At 73.4% G+C, this 18,981-nt stretch carries 17 protein-coding genes; 8 read left to right on the top strand and 9 right to left on the bottom strand.

Translation table 11 applies throughout. The features are described 5' to 3' along the window. The first annotated feature begins 55 nt into the window (after positions 1-55). The gene (locus tag QFZ71_RS04325) at positions 56-847 is read left to right on the top strand and encodes a chaplin (RefSeq protein ID WP_307666917.1); all 792 of its coding nucleotides are present in this window, start codon (positions 56-58) and stop codon (positions 845-847) included. 70 nt (positions 848-917) lie between these two features. Here the strand turns inward: QFZ71_RS04325 and QFZ71_RS04320 are convergent, their stop codons facing one another. Further along, positions 918-1,106 carry a DUF5703 family protein gene (locus tag QFZ71_RS04320; protein ID WP_030114174.1) on the bottom strand — a complete coding sequence of 63 codons (189 nt, stop codon included), beginning with the start codon at positions 1,104-1,106 and terminating at the stop codon, positions 918-920. Positions 1,107-1,153: 47 nt separating this feature from the next. Between QFZ71_RS04320 and QFZ71_RS04315 the strand changes: the two genes are divergently transcribed. Next, positions 1,154-1,819: a hypothetical protein gene (locus QFZ71_RS04315; protein ID WP_307666916.1), complete on the top strand. Its 666-nt coding sequence runs from the start codon at positions 1,154-1,156 to the stop codon at positions 1,817-1,819. Between the two features lie 158 nt (positions 1,820-1,977). Here the strand turns inward: QFZ71_RS04315 and QFZ71_RS04310 are convergent, their stop codons facing one another. Together QFZ71_RS04310 and QFZ71_RS04305 are read right to left on the bottom strand one after the other, a co-directional pair. Then, the gene (locus QFZ71_RS04310; RefSeq protein ID WP_307666915.1) at positions 1,978-4,314 is read right to left on the bottom strand and encodes a helix-hairpin-helix domain-containing protein; all 2,337 of its coding nucleotides are present in this window, start codon (positions 4,312-4,314) and stop codon (positions 1,978-1,980) included. After that, on the bottom strand, positions 4,311-5,294 hold the full coding sequence (locus QFZ71_RS04305) for an aldo/keto reductase (RefSeq protein ID WP_307666914.1): 984 nt from the start codon (positions 5,292-5,294) through the stop codon (positions 4,311-4,313). Before QFZ71_RS04305 ends, QFZ71_RS04310 begins: the two co-directional genes overlap by 4 nt. A gap of 138 nt (positions 5,295-5,432) precedes the next feature. Between QFZ71_RS04305 and QFZ71_RS04300 the strand changes: the two genes are divergently transcribed. Then, a complete protein-coding gene (locus QFZ71_RS04300) occupies positions 5,433-6,482 on the top strand; it encodes an LLM class F420-dependent oxidoreductase (protein ID WP_307666913.1) in 1,050 nt (349 codons plus the stop codon). A gap of 236 nt (positions 6,483-6,718) precedes the next feature. Beyond that, positions 6,719-7,507 (top strand): ferritin-like domain-containing protein, encoded by a 789-nt coding sequence (locus tag QFZ71_RS04295; protein ID WP_307666912.1) that lies wholly within the window; start codon positions 6,719-6,721, stop codon positions 7,505-7,507. Between the two features lie 25 nt (positions 7,508-7,532). Here the strand turns inward: QFZ71_RS04295 and corA are convergent, their stop codons facing one another. Further along, a complete protein-coding gene (gene corA / locus QFZ71_RS04290) occupies positions 7,533-8,528 on the bottom strand; it encodes a magnesium/cobalt transporter CorA (RefSeq protein WP_307666911.1) in 996 nt (331 codons plus the stop codon). 55 nt (positions 8,529-8,583) lie between these two features. On the opposite strand from corA, the gene QFZ71_RS04285 reads away from it, so the two are divergent. The 4 genes from QFZ71_RS04285 (at position 8,584) to mshC (ending at position 12,108) form a co-directional block, all read left to right on the top strand. Next, on the top strand, positions 8,584-9,306 hold the full coding sequence (locus QFZ71_RS04285) for a histidine phosphatase family protein (protein WP_307666910.1): 723 nt from the start codon (positions 8,584-8,586) through the stop codon (positions 9,304-9,306). A gap of 70 nt (positions 9,307-9,376) precedes the next feature. Next, positions 9,377-9,967, top strand: a complete 591-nt coding sequence (locus tag QFZ71_RS04280) for a DUF3090 domain-containing protein (RefSeq protein WP_307666909.1) — start codon at positions 9,377-9,379, stop codon at positions 9,965-9,967. Then, the gene (locus tag QFZ71_RS04275) at positions 9,931-10,770 is read left to right on the top strand and encodes an SCO1664 family protein (RefSeq protein WP_307666908.1); all 840 of its coding nucleotides are present in this window, start codon (positions 9,931-9,933) and stop codon (positions 10,768-10,770) included. Before QFZ71_RS04280 ends, QFZ71_RS04275 begins: the two co-directional genes overlap by 37 nt. 108 nt (positions 10,771-10,878) lie before the next feature. Then, positions 10,879-12,108, top strand: coding sequence for a cysteine--1-D-myo-inosityl 2-amino-2-deoxy-alpha-D-glucopyranoside ligase (gene mshC, locus QFZ71_RS04270; protein ID WP_307666907.1), 1,230 nt, complete (start codon positions 10,879-10,881; stop codon positions 12,106-12,108). Positions 12,109-12,289: 181 nt separating this feature from the next. Here the strand turns inward: mshC and QFZ71_RS04265 are convergent, their stop codons facing one another. From QFZ71_RS04265 to QFZ71_RS04245, 5 genes are all read right to left on the bottom strand, one after another. Next, the gene (locus QFZ71_RS04265; protein ID WP_307666906.1) at positions 12,290-13,372 is read right to left on the bottom strand and encodes a PAC2 family protein; all 1,083 of its coding nucleotides are present in this window, start codon (positions 13,370-13,372) and stop codon (positions 12,290-12,292) included. 289 nt (positions 13,373-13,661) lie between these two features. Next, on the bottom strand, positions 13,662-15,272 hold the full coding sequence (locus tag QFZ71_RS04260) for a glycerol-3-phosphate dehydrogenase/oxidase (protein ID WP_307666905.1): 1,611 nt from the start codon (positions 15,270-15,272) through the stop codon (positions 13,662-13,664). A gap of 14 nt (positions 15,273-15,286) precedes the next feature. Then, positions 15,287-16,831, bottom strand: coding sequence for a glycerol kinase GlpK (glpK, locus tag QFZ71_RS04255; protein WP_307666904.1), 1,545 nt, complete (start codon positions 16,829-16,831; stop codon positions 15,287-15,289). A 39-nt stretch (positions 16,832-16,870) separates the two neighbouring features. Beyond that, entirely contained in the window at positions 16,871-17,662 is a 792-nt protein-coding gene (locus QFZ71_RS04250) for an MIP/aquaporin family protein (protein WP_307666903.1), read from the bottom strand. Positions 17,663-18,081: 419 nt separating this feature from the next. After that, positions 18,082-18,846, bottom strand: coding sequence for an IclR family transcriptional regulator (locus QFZ71_RS04245; protein WP_307666902.1), 765 nt, complete (start codon positions 18,844-18,846; stop codon positions 18,082-18,084). Positions 18,847-18,981: the final 135 nt, after the last annotated feature.

Here is an 18,981-nt window from a genome sequence, read left to right as displayed (position 1 = left end):
CCCGCACGGTCATGTCCGGGGGTTTTTCGGAAGCCAGAAGGCAGGAAACGAACCTATGCGACAGGTCACTCGTAAAGGCCTGATCACCATGGCGGCTGCGGGCGGTGTGCTCGCACTCAGTGGCGGATACGCCCACGCCGACTCCGGAGCGGGCGCCACGGCGGCCGGCTCCCCGGGCGTGCTGTCCGGCAACTCGATCCAGGTCCCGGTCGAGATCCCGGTCAACGTCTGCGGCAACTCCGTCAGCGTCGGCGGACTGCTCAACCCGGCCGGCGGAAACGACTGCGGAAACGGAACGACGGAATCCGGCCGCGCCGGCGACCGCTCGGCCGCCCCGGAGAACCGCACGGTCCCCGGCGGCTCCGGCAACGGCGCGCGGGCCGGAGACACCACCGCGTCGGACCGCCACACCGAGCCCGGCACCGGACGCCACCGGGCCCCGGGCGGCGGCGGTGCCACGGCCGAAGGGGTCGCCCAGGGCTCGCCCGGCATCCTCTCCGGCAACTCGATCCAGGCGCCGATCGACATCCCCGTGAACCTCTGCGGCAACAGCATCAGCGTCGTCGGGCTGCTCAACCCCGTCTTCGGCAACAGCTGCTCCAACGACTCCGAGGTTCCGCCCCCGCCGCCCGAGCAGCCGGAGAAGCCTCCGGTCACCCCGGAGAAGCCGGTCGACCCGCCGGTCAACCAGCCGCCCGAGCCGAACACCCCCGAGCCCCACTTCCCCGAGGAGCAGCTCGCGCAGACCGGTGGGGACGGGCTCGACGTGCTCATCCCCGCCGCCGCCGGACTGCTGCTCGCCGGAGCGGGATCGGTGCTCTACCGCCGCACGCGCAGCGCCGCCTGACCCGGCACGCAGGCCACGGCAGAGCCGAAGCATGAAGAGCGGGCCCCGCGATCGCGGGGCCCGCTCCATGTCACCAGGTGGCCCGGAGCTGACGGATGATCCGGCGGCGCAGCCGCACCCGGCGGCTGCCGTCCCTGCGGAGCGTCAGGCGGTCCAGCTCCCAGTGTCCGTACTCGGCGTGGTCGGTCAGGAGTCGGGCCGCTTCCTTGCGGGACACCCCGCGCGGCACGTACACGTCGATGAATTCGTATTCCGGCATCGCATCTATTGTGCGGGCAGAGCCCTGGTACGGATAGCGTCTGCACTATGTCTGATGCTGCGCAGCCCACCGCTGCCGAGGTACGTGCCGCCGCCGAAGCGGTCAAAACCGCGATCGACCGTCACCTCGACGCGGTCGAACGCCGTACCGGGGACGACGACCCCGCCGTCTACGACGCGTTCAACGCCCTTGCCGCTGCCGCCGAGGTCTACGACGAACTCCTCTACGACCGTCACGACGAAGTCACCCCCTTCGAGATCCCCGGCGCGGACGGCTCCCTGCCTCCCTACGCCGGTCCCGCCGAGCCCAGCGCGCTCAGCGTCCTGATCCGGCGCGACTACGTGGTCGCGGAGCCCCCGCGCCTCCTCGCCCAGGCCCAGCGGCTCGCCGACCTCGACGCGGGTCCCGGCGGCCGGCCGGACACGGCGCCCGTGGTCGGTACCAGCGTCCACGCCGCGCTCGGCGTCCTCTTCGGCGAGTACGAACCGGACGAGATCGCCTCCCGGCACAAGGAGTTCGGCCTGGAGGAGGGCGACTCCACGCTCTGGGTCTCGGCCGCCGACACCGCGCCGGAGCCGGGGGAGTGGCTGGGTGCCCCGTTCGACGACGCCGACCCCGAACTGGTCGTCTGCCGTTTCGACGTCAGCGCGGTCTTCGACGAGGAGGACGAGGCCGACGAGGACTTCGCCGGACCCGCGGCGGGTGAACGCTGACCCGTCCCGCTCCCCCCCGACCCGCACCGGACGCGACGGTGGGGCCCGGTGCACCACGCACCGGGCCCCACCGCTGTCCGGGCCCGCCGCCGTCCGTGCGGCCCCGCCCCGCCGACGTGCGGGCCGTCACGGTCGGGGGCGGTTCCGTCCGGCGTCGCTCATCCGCTCAGGGACGCCGCGTCGGGCGTCGGAAGCGCCTCCAGCAGCGGGCGCAGCCGGGTCGTCCGCTCCTGGGCCGGAATCTCCGCCACCGCGTGCGGGAGCGCCCGGTCGGCCCCGTGGACCACCGACAGATGCCGCTCGCCGCGGCCGAACGCCGTGTACACCCACGGCCGGCTCAGCCCCTGCACGGCGTCGCCCGGCAGCACGACGACCACGGCGGGCCAGCGCATCCCGGCCGCCTGGTGGGCGCTGAGGGCCCAGCCGTGCCGCACCGACGACTCCACCCGCTCCTGCGGTACGACGACGGGGACGCCGCCGCAGTCCAGCCGCAGGCCCTCCGCGTCGGCCGAGCGCACCACTCCGGGCACCGCCCGGCCGGGCGCGGGCACATGGACCACGCGGTCGCCCGGGTCGAACCCGCCGAACCGGCCGGGGCCCGGATTGAGCCGCTGCTTCAGCGCCTCGTTCAACGCCCTGGTCCCGGCGGCTCCGCCATGGCCCACGGTGATCACTTGGGTCTCCTCGGCGGGGATGGAGAACGCGCGGGGCACCGAGTCGGCGACCAGCTGCACGGTGCGGTGGACCGCCTCTCCCGCGTCGCGCACCGGGACGATCACCACCTCCTTGCCCGGAGCGTCGACCTGGTTCAGCTCGCCGATGCCGATGCCGGAGACCAGTTCGCCGATCGGTCCGGGGTCCGGGGTGCGGGAGACGACCTGCGGGCAGGCGCGGGCGGCCAGCACATCGGCGAAGACCCGCCCGGCCCCCGCCGAGCCCAGCACGCCGGGATCGCCGCTCAGGACCAGCCGGGCCCCGTCGGCCAGCGCCTCCACCAGGACCGCCGCGCCCTCCACGTCCAGCTGCGGGGCGTCCAGCACGACCAGCAGGTCCAGGGCGAGCGCCCCGTCCTCGTCGCGGCCGGGGCCCTGGGCGCCGGAGAGGAGGCCGGCCAGGGTGACCGCCGTGCCGGGATCACCGGTGGCCTCCGCGAGCCGGCGGCGGCCGTCCTCGCTGTGGGCCGCGCCCAGCGCCCGCAGGCCCAGGCCGCGAGCCGCCACGATCAGCGCGGCGGGCTCGGCCCGTGCCGCCTCGCCGCCGCTGTGCACGACCAGTCCGGCCGAGGCGACCGTACGGATCAACTCGGCGGCCGAGGAGCTCGGTGCGGCGGCGGCCGCCTCCGTCCAGTCGGCGGCCTTCTCGCAGGTGTTGACCAGCCGGGCCAGGCCGTCCGCGAGGCTCTCCTCGGCCAGGGCGTAGCGGTCCAGGCCCAGCAGCACCCGGACGGGCTCCCCGGCCGCGTCGGCGCCCTCCGCGGGGCCCGCCCCGCGCGCTTCGCCCTCGTCCGCCCCGGTCCCGTCCGCCCCGGTCCCGTCCGGCTCCGGGTCGCCGCCTTCCCGGAAGAGCAGGGCGACGCCCTCCTCCACGGCGTTCAGCACCGCGGCGTCCGGGTCGCGGACCGCGTGTCCGGCGAGCGCCGTCCGTACGGCATCGGCATCCAGCGCGGTGTGCCCCTGGAGGGCGGCGCGCTCCAGCAGCCAGCCGACCAGTGCGGCCGTCCTGCGCCCGTCGTCCGGGCCGCACTCCGCGCCCAGCAGCGCCCGTGCGAAGCCGTCGGCCTGCTCCGGCCGCACGCCGGGCACGGCCAGGAGATGCCAGGGGTCGGTACGCAGCAGCCCGGCCGCCTGCTCGCCCAGCGCGCCGAGCGCCGTACGCGCCAGGGCCTCGGGCGCCCCGCCCTCCGTGAGCACCGCGCGCACCGCGTCCAGGGCCTCCGGCGAGGCGGCCTGCGGCGCGGGGGCGGTCGCGGGCACGGCGGTCCGGGGCGGCTGTGCGGCGGCCGGGGCGGAACCGGGGGAGGCCGGGCGCGGAGCGGGGGCCGGGGCGGGAGCGGACCGGGCGAAGAACGTGGTGCCCGCCTTCTCGCCGCTCTCCACCGCCCGGACGGCCGCGAGCAGATCGGCGGCCGTGCCGCTCAGACCCCCGCCCGCGGAGATGGGCGTGGCCTTCTCCGCCTTGCGCTTCTCGATCCGCTCCCGCAGCTCACGCTGTGCGGCCAGCTCGGCCTGCGCCTCCGAGAGCTCGGCGGCGGTCGTGGCCTCGGAGGAGCCGCCCCCCGGTGTGGTGTCGGAGGCGTCGGCTTCGGGCGTCGCGTCCGCGGTGCCGTCCGCGGGCGCGGTCTCGGGCGTGCCGGTCTCCCCGTTCTCGGCGGCGGGAGGCGTCTCGGAGCCGCCGTCCGAGAGCTCGGCGCCGTCCCCGGGCGCGGGGGCGGCGGCCGGCGCGTCCTCGGCCGTCGCGTCGTCCGTGCCGGGGGTTTCCCCGGGAAGCGCAGTCACAGGGTGCTCCAGTCCTGGTCGGGATAGCGGTGCACGGGCGCCGACACATCGTCGAGCGCCTGGCGGATCTCGTAGGGAAGACTAAGCACCTCCACCGACAAAGCCTCCGTGAGCTGCGCCGCGTTGCGCGCGCCGACGATCGGGGCGGTCACACCGGGCCGGTCCCGGACCCAGGCGAGCGCCACCTGGAGCGGACTCGTCGCCAGGCCGTCCGCGGCCGTCGCCACCGCGTCCACGATCCGGGCCGCCGCGTCGTCGAGGTACGGCTCGACGAACGGGGCCAGCCGCTCGGACGCCCCCCGCGAGCCGGACGGGGTGCCCTGGCGGTACTTGCCGGTGAGGACACCGCGTCCCAGCGGCGAGGACGGCAGCAGCCCGATCCCCAGGTCCAGTGCGGCGGGCAGCACCTCGCGCTCGATGCCCCGCTGGAGCAGCGAGTACTCCATCTGCGTACTGGCCAGCCGGGTACGCACACCGGGCGTGGCGAGCTGCCAGGTCGCGGCCTTCGCCAGCTGCCAGCCGCAGAAGTTCGACACGCCCGCGTACCGGACCCGGCCGGAGGAGACGGCCTGGTCCACCGCCTGGAGCGTCTCCTCCAGCGGGGTCGCCGGATCGAAGGCGTGGACCTGCCACAGGTCCACGTAGTCCGTGCCGAGCCGTTCCAGGGACGCGTCCAGAGCGGCCAGCAGGTGCCCGCGCGAACCGTTGACGCGGCGGTAGGGGTCGGGGACGTTCCCGGCCTTCGTGGCGATGACCAGGTCCTGACGGGGGATCAGGCTGTCGACGAGCCGCCCGAGCAGGTGTTCGGCCTCGCCGCCCCCGTACACATCGGCGGTGTCCACCAGGGTGCCGCCCGCGTCCCAGAAGGCTTTCAGCAGGTCGGCGGCGTCGTGCTCGTCCGTGTCCCGGCCCCACGTGAGGGTGCCGAGCCCGATCCGGGACACGCGAAGGCCGGTACGGCCGAGATACCTCTGCTCCATGGGGGCTGAGATTACTGGCCGATGCCCCGCCGGGTGGAGGCCTGTGGACAAGCGGAGGTCCGCCGGGCCTGCCGCATCGCCGCCGCCCGCGCTAGAGTCCGGAGCAAGGGACGTTACTGATCAGTAAGGGGAGCGGCTATGCGGCTCGGCATCAATCTCGGTTACTGGGGCGCCGGCATGGACGGCGACAACCTGGCCGTCGCGCAGGAGGCCGACCGGCTCGGCTACGACGTCTGCTGGGCGGCCGAGGCGTACGGCTCCGACGCCCCCACCGTGCTGACCTGGGTCGCGGCCCAGACCGAATCGATCGACGTCGGCTCCGCGATCATGCAGATCCCGGCCCGTCAGCCCACCATGACGGCGATGACCGCCGCCACCCTCGACTCGCTCTCCGGCGGCCGCTTCCGCCTCGGCCTCGGCGTCTCGGGCCCGCAGGTCTCCGAGGGCTGGTACGGCGTGAAGTTCGACAAGCCGCTGGCCCGCACCCGCGAGTACGTGGAGATCGTCCGCAAGGCGATGACCCGCGAGCGGGTGGCGTACGAGGGCGCGCACTGGACGCTGCCGCTCCCCGGCGGTCCGGGCAAGCCGATCAAGCTCACCGTGCACCCCCAGCGCGAGCACATCCCGCTCTACATCGCCGCGATCGGCCCCAAGAACCTGGAGCAGACCGGCGAGATCGCCGACGGCGCCCTGCTGATCTTCCCCTCGGCCGAGCACCTGGAGGAGACCGCGATCCAGCCGCTGCGCGCGGGCCGCGAGAAGGCCGGCCTGACGATGGAGGGCTTCGACGTCAGCCCGACGCTGCCGCTGGCGGTCGGCGACGACGTGACCGGCCTCGCCGACATGTTCCGCCCCTACACCGCCCTGTACGTCGGCGGCATGGGAAGCCGGAAGCAGAACTTCTACAACCAGCTCGCCCAGCGCATGGGGTACGAGAAGGAGGCCGCCGAGATCCAGGACAAGTACCTGGACGGGGACAAGGCGGGCGCCGCCGCCGCCGTGCCGCACCGGCTGATCGACCAGACCGCGCTGCTCGGTCCCGTCGAGCGGATCGCCGAGCGGATGCAGGCGTACGCCGCCGCCGGGGTCACCACGCTGAACCTCGCCCCGGCCGGCTTCACCCTGGAGGAGCGGCTCACCGCCCTGCGCGCCGGTACGGACGCCCTGGAGCGGTCCGGCCTCGCCTGATCCTCCCGGAGCAGCACTACGGCCGTGGTGGGGGCTCGGGGGTCTTCCCCGCCACGGCCGTCACCGGGAACAACGCGCCGGGCGCGCCGGGGTTACGGCGTGGGGCGCGCCGCCCGCGACCGCGCCGCCGGCGACCGCTCCGGTTGCCGACCGCCCCGGCGGGCCGTTGACTCTCTCTGCGGACTACTGCCCCGCGGAGTGCGGCTCGGCGGGCGACGGGTACGGAGGTGGCCGGCATGCTCTCAGCGCAGACCCTTTTCCAGGAGATTCTGGACAACGACGAGTCCTACCGGCTCTTCTGCTCCATCGCCGCGAGCGGAGAGGCCCAGGGCGGCTGGGAGAACGCGCGGATCGCCGCCCTCGTCCCGGAGGGCAGCCGCGACCTGGCCCCCAAGATCGTCCGGCACGGCGCCGACGAGGACAAGCACGGCCGGATCTTCAACGCCCTGCTGAGGAAGCGCGGGCTGCCGCCGGTCGAGGTCCCGCCGGAGACCGACTACACGATGCTCCTGGAGCAGGAGGGCATCGGCCTCGCGCACTCCCGGCTGCGGGGCGAGGAGCGGCTCACCGAGCGCGACATCATCACCTATCTGGCCCACAGCCGCGTCACCGAGCAGCGCGCCTCCGAGCAGATGCGCCTGCTGCGCCGGTACTTCGCCGACCACCCCGACATCGGGCGCGCGGTGAGGATGATCTCCGCCGACGAGGACAACCACCTCGCCTACTGCCACGAGGAACTGCTGCGCCTCGCCCGCGCCGGGCACGGGCGGACCATCCAGCGGACCATGCGCGAGTGCGCCCTGGCCGAGATCCGGATCTACCGCGACGTCAGCCTCGCGGTGATGGCGAACATGGGCCGCGTGCTGGGCTGGTCGCGCCCCAAGGCCGCCGTGCTCGCCGCGGGCATCCACGCGGTGTACGCCTACGAGCGCCTGGTCGGCTGGCGGCGGATGGTGCGCCTGGAGACGCCGCGGCTGCGCGACGCGCTGGGCGGTCCCGCCGCCCCGGAACACGCATACGCCTGAGCCCGGCCGCCGGACCCACGGGCCCTCAGAGCCAGCCGCGCCGCTTGAACAGCCGGTGCAGACCGACCACGGCCACGCCCATCAGACCGACCACCGCCGGATAGGTCCACGACCAGTGCAGCTCCGGCATGTGGTCGAAGTTCATGCCGTAGATGCCCGCCACCATCGTGGGGACGGCGGCCATGGCCGCCCAGGCGGAGATCTTGCGCATGTCGTCGTTCTGCCGCACGCCCATCTGCGCCAGATGCGCCGACAGGATGTCCGAGAGCAACCGGTCCAGCCCCTCCACCTGCTCGTTGGCGCGGGTCAGGTGGTCGGCGACGTCCCGGAAGAACGGCTGCGCGTCCGCGTGGACGAACGGCACGCCCGCCCCCGCGAGCCGCGTCATCGGGCCCGTCAGCGGACCGGCCGCCCGGCGGAACTCCAGCACCTGCCGCTTGAACGTGTAGATCCGGGCGGCGGTGTTCTTCGAATCGCCCGAGGAGGTCGGCGCGAAGACCTCCGTCTCCAGCTCCTCCAGGTCGACCTGGAGCTCCCCGGCCACGTCCATGTAGTGGTCCACGACCGCGTCGCTGACCGCGTACAGCACGGCGGTCGGGCCATGCTTGAGCACCTCGGGCTCGGCCTCCAGGCGGCGGCGCACGGCCGCCAGCGGGGCGCCCTCGCCGTGCCGGACCGTCACCACGAACGCGTCGCCGATGAAGACCATCAGCTCGTCGGCGCTGACCGTGTCGCTCTCCGGCTCGTAGACGACCGGCTTGAGCACCGCGAACAACGAGTCGTCGTACACCTCCAGCTTGGGCCGCTGGTGCGCCCGCAGCGCGTCCTCCACGGCCAGCGGGTGCAGCCCGAACTCGTCACGCACGAGATCGAACTCCGTCTCCGTCGGCTCGTGCAGTCCGATCCACAGGAACGCGTCGTGCGAGGCGCGCGCCTCGTCCAGAGCGTCGGAGAAGTCGGCGGGCCGCTCGGTACGGCGCCCGTCCCGGTAGATGGCACAGTCCACGATCACGGCGGGCATTCTTCCCCGTGAACCGCCCCTCACGCACCTTTCCCGGCCCTCTAGGCTGGCGGGTATGCCCACGCTGATCCTCGTACGCCACGGACGCTCCACCGCCAACACCGCCGGAGTGCTCGCGGGCCGCACCCCCGGCGTCCGCCTCGACGACCGCGGCGCCGAGCAGGCCGCGGCCCTTCCCGCCCGGCTGTCCGCCCTCTCCCCGGTCCTCGCCGTCAGCAGCCCCCTGGAGCGCTGCCGGCAGACCCTCCAGCCGCTCCTGGACGCCGACCCGGCCCTGCCCCTGCACACCGAGGACCGGATCAGCGAGTGCGACTACGGCGACTGGTCGGGGCGGAAGCTGGCCGAACTCGCCGACGAGCCCCTGATGGCCGTCGTGCAGCAGCACCCCTCCGCCGCGGCCTTCCCCGGCGGCGAGTCCCTGCGCGCGATGCAGGCCCGCGCCGTCGACGCCGTACGCGACTGGAACGAGCGCGTCGAGGCCGAGCACGGCGAGGACGCCACGTACGTCATGTGCTCGCACGGCGACATCATCAAGGCCCTGGTGGCCGACGCGCTGGGCATGCACCTGGACCTCTTCCAGCGCGTCCACGTCGACCCCTGCTCGGTCACCGCGATCCGCTACACCCGGCTGCGCCCCTTCCTCCTGCGGCTCGGGGACACCGGCGACCTGGCGGCCCTCGCCCCGCGCGCGAACCCCGTCGGGGCGGACGCGGCGGCCTCCTCCTCGGGAGCCGGTACGGCGGAGGCGACGGTCGGCGGCGGCGCGGGCGCGCCGTGATCGCTCCGGGCAGTAGGGTGGACGCGCCGTAGCGCCGCCCCACCACCATCGAAGCTCAAGGGAGCAGGACGTGTCCCGTCAGGTGTTCCTCTACGACCCCCCGGACCGATTCGTGGCCGGTACGGTCGGGTTGCCTGGCCGTCGTACGTTTTTCCTGCAGGCGTCCTCGCAGGGCCGGGTCACCAGCGTGGCCCTGGAGAAGACCCAGGTCGCCGCGCTCGCCGAACGGATCGACGAACTGCTCGACGAGGTCGTGCGCCGTACCGGGGGCAACTCCCCGGTGCCCGCCGTGGCCCCCACCGACGTCACCGACACCGCGCCGCTCGACGTGCCCGTCGAGGAGGAGTTCCGGGTCGGCACCATGGCCCTGGCCTGGGACGGCGAGGAACAGCGCATGATCGTCGAGGCGCAGGCCCTCGTCGAGCTCGACGCCGAGTCCGAGGACGACCTCGCGGAGGCCGAGGAGAAGCTCCTCCAGGACGAGGAGAACGGCCCGCCGATGCTCCGCGTCCGGCTCAGCGGCGCCCAGGCCCGTGCCTTCGCCAAGCGTGCCCTGGACGTCGTCAACGCCGGCCGCCCGCCGTGCCCGCTGTGCAGCCTGCCGCTCGACCCGGAAGGACACGTATGCCCGCGCCAGAACGGATACCGTCGCGGAGCCTGACCGACCCCGAGTTGCTCACCCTGCTCTCCGAGGGCACGCTCACCGTCCTGGGGCAGGTCGGCGGGGCCTCCAACGCGGTGCTGCACTGCACGGTGGCGCACCAGGGAGAGGAGCGCACCTGTGCCTACAAGCCCGTCGCGGGGGAGCAGCCGCTCTGGGACTTCCCCGACGGGACCCTCGCCCAGCGCGAGGTCGCCGCGTACGAGATCTCCCGCGCGACCGGCTGGGACCTGGTGCCGCCGACCGTGCTGCGGGACGGACCGTACGGGCAGGGGATGTGTCAGCTCTGGATCGACGGTCCCGCGTCCGACGAGGAGGCGCCCTCCCTGCTGGCGCTCGTCGAGGGCGAGGAGCCGGGCGACGGCTGGAAGGCCGTGGGCTTCGCGGACGTGGGGGAGGGGAGGACCGCGCTGCTGGTGCACGCCGACGATCCCCGGCTGCGGCGCCTCGCGGTGCTGGACGCGGTGATCAACAACGGGGACCGCAAGGGCGGGCACCTGCTGCCCGGCGCCGGCGGAGGACTCTTCGGCATCGACCACGGCGTCACCTTCAACGCCGACGACAAACTGCGGACCCTGCTCTGGGGATGGGCCGGCGAGCCGCTCACCGAGGAAGCCCGCCAGGTACTGGGCCGTCTCACCGCGGAGCTGGCACCGGGAACCGCCCTCGCCACACGGATGGCCGAACTCATCACCCCGGCCGAGCTGGCGGCCCTGCGGGAGCGGGTCGCCGGTCTGATCAGGAGCGGCGTGCACCCGCAGCCGAGCGGGCAGTGGCCGCCGATCCCCTGGCCGCCCGTCTAGGACGCGCCGTCCGCCCGCATGACGCCGACGGTTCCGCAAGAGTGCCTCTTCGGACAGGATTCCGGATCCGGTTCGTATCCGGAAGCATCGTCCGGTTACGCTCATGGCATGCATGCCTGGCCCGCTTCTGAGGTCCCCGCCCTGCCCGGCAAGGGCCGCGACCTTCGGATCCACGACACCGCGACCGGCGGACGGATCACCCTTGACCCCGGTCCCGTCGCCCGCATCTACGTCTGCGGCATCACGCCGTACGACGCGACCCACATGGGTCATGCGGCGACCTACAACGCGTTCGACCTGGTTCAGCGCGTGTGGCTCGACACCAAGCGGCAGGTCCACTACGTCCAGAACGTGACCGACGTGGACGATCCGCTGCTGGAGCGGGCCGTGCGCGACGGTCAGGACTGGACCGAGCTCGCGGAGCGCGAGACGGCACTCTTCCGCGAGGACATGACCGCCCTGCGGATGCTGCCCCCGCGGCACTACATCGGAGCGGTCGAGGCGATACCGGGCATCGTGCCCCTCGTCGAACGCCTCCGGGACGCGGGCGCCGCCTACGACCTGGACGGCGACACCTACTTCTCCGTCGACGCCGACCCGCACTTCGGCGAGGTCTCCGGCCTCGACGCCGAGGCGATGCGCCTGCTCTCCGCCGAGCGCGGCGGAGACCCGGAGCGCCCCGGCAAGAAGAACCCCCTCGACCCGATGCTCTGGATGGCCGCCCGTCCGGGCGAGCCGAGCTGGGACGGGGCCTCCCTGGGCGAGGGCCGCCCCGGCTGGCACATCGAGTGCGTCGCCATCGCGCTGGACCACCTCGGCATGGGCTTCGACGTCCAGGGCGGCGGCTCCGACCTGGCCTTCCCGCACCACGAGATGGGCGCCTCGCACGCCCAGGCGCTGACCGGCGAGCACCCGTTCGCCCGCGCGTACGTCCACGCGGGCATGGTCGGCCTGGGCGGCGAGAAGATGTCCAAGTCGCGCGGCAACCTGGTCTTCGTCTCGGCGCTGCGCCGGGACGGCGTGGACCCGGCGGCCATCCGGCTCGCCCTGCTCTCCCGTCACTACCGTTCCGACTGGGAGTGGAGCGACCAGGTGCTGGCCGACGCGGTCGAGCGCCTGGCGCGCTGGCGGGCCGCCGTCTCCCGCCCCGACGGGCCGTCCGCCGACGCGCTGGTCGAGGAGGTCCGCGAGGCCCTCGCCGACGACCTGGACAGCCCCGCCGCGCTGGCCGCGGTGGACCGCTGGGCCGCGCTGCAGGGCGCGGAGGGCGGTACGGACGAGGGCGCGCCCGGCCTCGTCTCGCGTACGGTCGACGCCCTGCTGGGGGTCGCGCTGTAGCACGGAGGGCGGCCGAGCCGTCCGGCCCGGCCGCCCTCCGTGAAGGTCACCGGCGCCAACGGGGCCGGGGACCACGGCGACCGGGACGCGCGGCGGAGTTACCCCGCGCCCGAGCCCGACCCCACGCACAGGAGCGCCGCACGGGATCGTTTCCCCGTGCGGCGCTCCTGTCGTTCTCCGGTCAGTCCCCCTCGGGACGGTCAGGGCCGTCGCCGGGGGCCGTCCCGCCCGGCCCGTCCGGTCCGCCCGCCTCGCCGTCGGACGCCTCGTCAGATCCCCGGGCGCCCTGGTCATCGGCACCCTTGCCCCGCCCCGTCTCCGGACGCGGCGGCTTCGGGGGGCGCGTGCGGCCGCCGGAGGTGTCGCGCAGATACGGTACGTCGCCGGACTCCGTGGCGTGGCCGCCCGGCCCCTGTCCGGGACCGCCGTCCCGGCGCCGCAGATAGCGCTCGAACTCGCGGGCGATGGCCTCGCCGGACGCCTCGGGCAGCTCCGCGGTGTCCCGCGCCTCCTCCAGCGTCTGCACGTACTCCGCCACCTCGCTGTCCTCCGAGGCGAGTTGGTCCACACCGACCTGCCAGGCCCGCGCGTCCTCGGGCAGTTCGCCCAGCGGGATGCGCAGCCCGATCAGATCCTCCAGGCGGTTCAGCAGGGCCAGCGTCGCCTTCGGGTTCGGCGGCTGCGACACGTAGTGCGGGACCGCCGCCCAGAGGCTGACCGCCGGCACCCCGGCGTGCGTGCACGCCTCCTGGAGCACGCCCACGATGCCCGTGGGGCCCTCGTACCGGGTCTCCTCCAGGTCCATCGTCCGCGCCAGGTCCGGGTCGGAGGTGACGCCGCTCACCGGCACCGGCCGGGTGTGCGGGGTGTCCCCGAGCAACGCGCCCAGGATGACGACCATTTCGACGCCCAGCTCATGGGCGAAGCCGAGGATCTCGTTGCAGAACGACCGCCAGCGCATCGACGGCTCGATGCCGCGCACCAGGACCAGGTCGCGGGGCTTCTCGCCGCCCACCCGCACCACGGACAGCCGCGTCGTCGGCCAGGTGATCTTCCGCGTCCCGCCGTCCAGCCACACCGTGGGCCGGTTGACCTGGAAGTCGTAGTAGTCCTCGGCGTCCAGCGCCGCGAACACCTCGCCCTTCCACTCCCGGTCCAGATGACCGACCGCTGTGGAGGCGGCGTCCCCGGCGTCGTTCCAGCCTTCGAACGCGGCCACCATGACCGGGTCGACCAGCTCGGGCACCGACTCGAGCTCGATCACCCGGGCCTCCTTCCGCTGACTCCATGCGTACGGAGCAACCTTACGGCTTCCGGGGCCCCGGTCCGCAGCCCTCCCGCACGGCCGGGTGAACCCTGCCACCAGGAGTGGATCAACGCGCGGAACCGTGCATCATGGCCCCGCACACCCGCGGCCGGACGGCTCCCGCGCCGCCGTGGACGGGCGGCCGACGCCCTGTCAGGAGCCGCTGGCGCGCGCGGACGCCGAACGGGGGCGGCTCCCGTGCGGAGGCCGCCCCCGTCCCCGTACCCGTGGGGGGTGGATCGGTGGTTCAGTCCCGGTCGGCCAGCAGCTTCTCGACGCCCTCGCGGACCTCGTCCGTGGCCAGGCCGCGGATCGTCAGCGTGGTCCGGCGGCGCAGCACGTCGTCCGCCGTCTCGGCCCACTCGTGGTCGCGGGCGTAGGCGACCTGCGCCCAGATCTCCGGGGCGTCCGGGTGGACGCGCTCGGCCAGCGCCGGGTTCTCGTTCGCCAGCCGGGCGATGTCGAAGGCGAGCGAGCCGTAGTGCGTGGCCAGGTGCCGGGCGGTGTCCGGAGCCATCCGGGGGCCGGGCGCGGGACCGTCGACCAGCAGCCGGTGCGCGACCGCGTTCGGGTTGGCGATACCGGGCAGCGGCAGCTTCCTCGGCAGCCGGTTCATCGGCTCCATGTCCTCGGCCAGCGGGTGGCCCGGCAGGGCGGCCAGCTTGTTCATCACGGTGCGGCCGATGTGGCGGAAGGTCGTCCACTTGCCGCCGGCGACCGACAGCATCCCGCCGCGGCCCTCCGTGACGACCGTCTCGCGCTTGGCCTTGGACGTGTCGCCCGGACCGCCGGGCAGCACCCGCAGACCCGCGAAGGAGTACGTGATCAGATCGCGCGAGAGCTGCTGGTCCTTGATCGAGAACGCCGCCTCGTCGAGGATCTGCACGGTGTCCGCCTCGGTCACCGCGACGTCCGCCGGATCGCCCTCGTACTCCTCGTCGGTCGTGCCGAGGAGCAGCATGTCCTCCCACGGCAGCGCGAACGTGATGCGGTACTTGTCGATCGGGGTGGCCAGCGCCGCCCGCCACGGCCGGGTCCGCTTGAGGACCAGGTGCGCGCCTTTGGAGAGGCGGATGGAGGGGGCCGCGTTCGGGTCCTCCATCTTCCGCAGGTGGTCGACCCAGGGGCCGGTGGCGTTCAGCACGAGGCGGGCGGTGACGCCGAACTCCGTACCGTCGGTGCGGTCCTGGAGGTCCGCGCCGGTGACCCGGCCGCGGGTGAAGCGCAGACCCGTGACGGCCGCGTGGTTGAGGACGACCGCGCCGGCGTCGACGGCCGCGCGGACCGTCATCAGCGCCATGCGGGCGTCGTTCATCTGGTCGTCGCCGTAGACCGCGACGGCCTTGAGGTTGTCGGTGCGCAGCTCCGGGACGTCGCGCTGGGCCTTGGCCGGGGAGATGACGTGGCCGACGCCGTCGCCGAACGCGGAGAGCGCGGAGTAGGCGAAGACGCCCGCGCCGAGCTTGGCCGCGCCGTGCGGGCCGCCCTTGTAGACCGGCAGGTAGAAGGTGAGCGGGTTGGCCAGGTGCGGGGCCACCTCGCGGGAGACCGCGCGCCGCTCGAAGTGGTTCTCCGCGACCAGCTTCACCGCGCCGGTCTGGAGGTAGCGCAGACCGCCGTGGAGGAGCTTGGAGGAGGCGGAGGAGGTGGCGCCGGCGAAGTCGCCGGCGTCCACCAGGGCCACCCGCAGCCCGGCCTGCGCGGCATGCCAGGCGGTGGAGATGCCCAGGATGCCGCCGCCGATGACCAGGAGGTCGTACGTGGCCCGCGACAGCTGGTCACGGGTCTCGGCGCGGCTCGGCAGCGAGCCGGAGGCCGGGTGCGTTCCGAGGGCGGGAACGCTCTGCAGGGTGGTCATGGTGATGCTCCTCGTCAGCTTTCTTCGTCCTCGATCCAGCCCATGGTCCGTTCGACGGCCTTGAGCCAGCTCTTGTACTCGCGGGCACGGGTGTCCGCGTCCATGCGGGGTGTCCACTCGGCGGCCCGGCGCCAGTTGGCGCGCAGCGCGTCGGTGTCCGGCCAGAAGCCGACGGCGAGACCGGCGGCGTAGGCGGCGCCGAGGCAGGTGGTCTCGGCGACCATCGGGCGCACCACGGGCGCGTCCAGGAAGTCGGAGAGCGTCTGCATCAGCAGGTTGTTGGACGTCATGCCGCCGTCGACCTTGAGCGCGGTCAGCTCGACGCCGGAGTCCTTGGTCATGGCGTCGCTGATCTCGCGGGTCTGCCAGGCGGTGGCCTCCAGGACGGCACGGGCGATGTGCGCCTTGGTGACGTAGCGGGTGAGGCCGGCGATCACGCCCCGCGCGTCGGGACGCCAGTACGGGGCGAAGAGACCCGAGAAGGCGGGCACGAAGTAGGCGCCCCCGTTGTCCTCGACCGAGGAGGCCAGCGTCTCGATCTCGGCGGCCGACTTGATCAGGCCCATCTGGTCGCGCATCCACTGCACCAGCGAACCGGTGACCGCGATGGAGCCCTCCAGGGCGTACACGGGGGGCTTGTCGCCGATCTGGTAACCGACCGTGGTGAGCAGCCCGTTGTACGAGTTCACCGGGGTGGAGCCGGTGTTCATCAGCATGAACGTGCCGGTGCCGTACGTGGACTTGGCCTCGCCCTCGGCGAAACAGGTCTGGCCGAACAGGGCCGCCTGCTGGTCGCCGAGCGCGGAGGCGACGGGCACACCGTCGAGGACGCCGCCCTTGGCGTGGCCGTAGACCTCGGCGGAGGAGCGGATCTCGGGGAGCACGGCGGCCGGGATGCCGATCGAGGAGAGGATCTTCTCGTCCCAGGACATGGTGTGCAGGTTCATCAGGAGGGTGCGGGAGGCGTTGGTGACGTCGGTGACGTGCACACCGCCGTCGGTGCCGCCGGTCAGGTTCCAGATGACCCAGGAGTCCATGGTGCCGAAGAGGATGTCGCCGCGCTCGGCGCGCTCGCGCAGTCCCTCGACGTTGTCGAGCAGCCAGCGGACCTTGGGGCCGGCGAAGTACGAGGCGAGCGGCAGCCCGGTCTCGCGGCGGAAGCGGTCCTGGCCCACGTTGCGGCCGAGCTCCTTGCAGAGCGCGTCGGTACGGGTGTCCTGCCAGACCAGCGCGTTGTGCACCGGCTCACCGGTGTGCCTGTCCCACAGCAGGGTGGTCTCACGCTGGTTGGTGATGCCGATCGCCTTGACGTCGGCGGAGGTGATGCCGGCCTTGACGATGGCTCCGGCGACGACCTCCTGGACGTTCTCCCAGATCTCGGTCGCGTCGTGCTCGACCCAGCCCGGCTTCGGGAAGATCTGCTCGTGCTCCTTCTGGTCGACGGAGACGATCCGGCCGTCCTTGTCGAAGACGATGCAGCGGCTGGAGGTGGTGCCCTGGTCGATGGCCGCGATGAACGGGCCGGTGCCGTGGGTGCCGGTGGTGTGTGCGTCGGTCACTGAGTGCTCCCGGAGGTCTGTGAGGTGGTGGAGGGGTGACTAGGCGAAGGCGAGGTTGTAGAGCCCGCCGGCGAGTGCGCCGCCGACGAGCGGACCCACGATGGGTACCCACGCGTAGCCCCAGTCCGAACCACCCTTGTTCGGCAGCGGCAGCAGGGAGTGCACGATGCGCGGACCGAGGTCGCGGACCGGGTTGATGGCGTAGCCGGTCGGGCCGCCGAGCGAGAGGCCGATGCCGACGACGACCAGGGAGGTGATCAGCGCGCCGAGCACGCCGAGGCCGTTGCCCTCGTCGTTGAGGCCCTGGGTCAGGATCGCCAGGACCAGCACGACCGTGGCGATGATCTCGGTGATCACGTTCTGCACGCCGTTGCGGATCTCCGGACCGGTGGAGAAGATCCCGAGCACCGGGCCCGCCTTCGGGGCGGCGGCCCGGTCGACCATGCCCTCGTCGGCGGACTTCGCCCCGACGATCTCCGGGTCGGTCAGGTGGGCGTGGAACTGGCCGTAGTAGACCGCCCAGACCAGCAGGGCGCCGATCATCGCGCCGAGCAGCTGCGAGCCGAGGTAGAGGGGAACGTGACCCCACTCGGTACCGCCCTGGATGGCCAGGCCGACCGTGACCGCGGGGTTCAGATGGGCGCCTGACACCCCGCCGGCGAGGTAGGCGGCGGTCAGCACCGCGAAGCCCCACCCGAAGGTGATGGCGAGCCAGCCCGCGTCACGGGCCTTGGAGCTCTTCAGCGTGACGGCGGCACAGACACCGCCGCCGAGCAGGATGAGTACGGCGGTACCTATGGTCTCGCCGATGAAAATGTCGGAGCTGGACACCCGCGACTCCTTTGTCCTTCGTCCAGGGGAGAGCGGACCACCGGTCCCGCCGGTGTTCCGCGCCCCAGATGGGTATCCACGAAGCGTGGGCAACCCACCTGTAAGGGCTTGACCGGCCCTTGGCACTGTCACACCCTAACGCGTATTGCCGTTAGGCGTTCGACAATGCCGACCGTTGAACGGCAGTGTTTCCCCCGAGTGAAGGAAGCGTCAAGGGTTCTGTGGGCCACGACTCGGTGCGCGACGCGATCGTTACCCCGCGTGCGGCGGGAGCGTGGGCGCGCCGGTGCGTGGGGGCCCGGAGCGCGGCATGAGGGCGGCCCGCGCCGTGTACCCGCGCGGGGCGGGCGGGGGTCGTACGGCGTACCCGCGCGGGGCGGCGGAGCGGTAGGGGGCCGTGCGGGTATGGGCCAGGGTGCTCAGAAGCGGCCGGCGCCCAGATCCCGCGAGACGGCGCGGGCGCAGTCGCGCACGGCCGCGATCAGCTCGGGCCGCAGCACCCCGGCCGGAGCCACCCGCTCCACCGCGCCGGTCACGGCGACCGCCCCGACCGGCATCCTCCGCCGGTCGTGCACCGGGGCGGCCACGGCCGCGACGCCCTCCCAGGTCTCCTCGGCGTCGGCCGCCCAGCCCTGCGCGCGGACCAGGTCGAGCATCGTCTCGAAATCGTCGGCGGCGGTGACGGTGCGCCCGGTGAAGGAGCGGCGCTCCGCCTCCATGACCTCGCTGTGGGCCACCGGGTCGTACGCGGACAGCACCTTGCCCAGCGCCGTGGAGTGCAGCGGCTGCATCGCCCCGACCTCCAGCACCTGGCGGCTGTCGTCGGGCCGGAAGACGTGGTGGACGATCAGCACGCCGTGCTGGTGCAGCACCCCGAGGTGGACGCTCTCACCGCTGGAGCGGGCCAGGTCGTCGGTCCAGACCAGGGCGCGCGCCCGCAGCTCGTGGACGTCCAGATAGCTGTTGCCCAGCCGCAGCAGCTCCGCGCCCAGCTGGTAACGGCCCGAGGCCGCGTCCTGCTCCACGAACCCCTCCAGCTGGAGGGTGCGCAGGATGCCGTGCGCGGTGCCCTTGGCCAGCCCCAGCGAGGAGGCGATGTCGGAGAGCCCGAGCCGGCGCTCGCCGCCCGCCAGCAGACGCAGCATCGCGGCCGCCCGCTCCAGCGACTGGATGTTCTTGGCCATCGCGCCGTACTCCTCCACCTCGGTTCGACAATGCTGAACACTATCGGTCGATGCCGACCTGCGCCGGACTCCGGGGGAAAGTCTCCGCCACCGGAGCGCACCCGCCGCACCCCGCACAGCATGCAGTCCGCCGTT

The sequence above is a fragment of the Streptomyces sp. V2I9 genome, from assembly GCF_030817475.1.
GTDB lineage: Bacteria > Actinomycetota > Actinomycetes > Streptomycetales > Streptomycetaceae > Streptomyces.
The sequence above is the reverse complement of the archived record's forward strand: the minus strand, read 5'-3'. Positions and strand labels throughout refer to the sequence as shown.

What these genes read in the sequence shown, in the direction of transcription:
- QFZ71_RS04285 (WP_307666910.1), top strand. Translation starts at nt 8,584, where the DNA reads ATGCCCACGCTGATCCTCGTACGCCACGGACGCTCCACCGCCAACACC.
- QFZ71_RS04245 (WP_307666902.1), bottom strand. Translation starts at nt 18,846, where the DNA reads ATGGCCAAGAACATCCAGTCGCTGGAGCGGGCGGCCGCGATGCTGCGT.
- mshC (WP_307666907.1), top strand. Translation starts at nt 10,879, where the DNA reads ATGCATGCCTGGCCCGCTTCTGAGGTCCCCGCCCTGCCCGGCAAGGGC.
- QFZ71_RS04315 (WP_307666916.1), top strand. Translation starts at nt 1,154, where the DNA reads ATGTCTGATGCTGCGCAGCCCACCGCTGCCGAGGTACGTGCCGCCGCC.
- QFZ71_RS04320 (WP_030114174.1), bottom strand. Translation starts at nt 1,106, where the DNA reads ATGCCGGAATACGAATTCATCGACGTGTACGTGCCGCGCGGGGTGTCC.
- QFZ71_RS04305 (WP_307666914.1), bottom strand. Translation starts at nt 5,294, where the DNA reads ATGGAGCAGAGGTATCTCGGCCGTACCGGCCTTCGCGTGTCCCGGATC.
- QFZ71_RS04325 (WP_307666917.1), top strand. Translation starts at nt 56, where the DNA reads ATGCGACAGGTCACTCGTAAAGGCCTGATCACCATGGCGGCTGCGGGC.
- corA (WP_307666911.1), bottom strand. Translation starts at nt 8,528, where the DNA reads ATGCCCGCCGTGATCGTGGACTGTGCCATCTACCGGGACGGGCGCCGT.
- QFZ71_RS04300 (WP_307666913.1), top strand. Translation starts at nt 5,433, where the DNA reads ATGCGGCTCGGCATCAATCTCGGTTACTGGGGCGCCGGCATGGACGGC.
- QFZ71_RS04295 (WP_307666912.1), top strand. Translation starts at nt 6,719, where the DNA reads ATGCTCTCAGCGCAGACCCTTTTCCAGGAGATTCTGGACAACGACGAG.
- QFZ71_RS04275 (WP_307666908.1), top strand. Translation starts at nt 9,931, where the DNA reads ATGCCCGCGCCAGAACGGATACCGTCGCGGAGCCTGACCGACCCCGAG.
- QFZ71_RS04260 (WP_307666905.1), bottom strand. Translation starts at nt 15,272, where the DNA reads ATGACCACCCTGCAGAGCGTTCCCGCCCTCGGAACGCACCCGGCCTCC.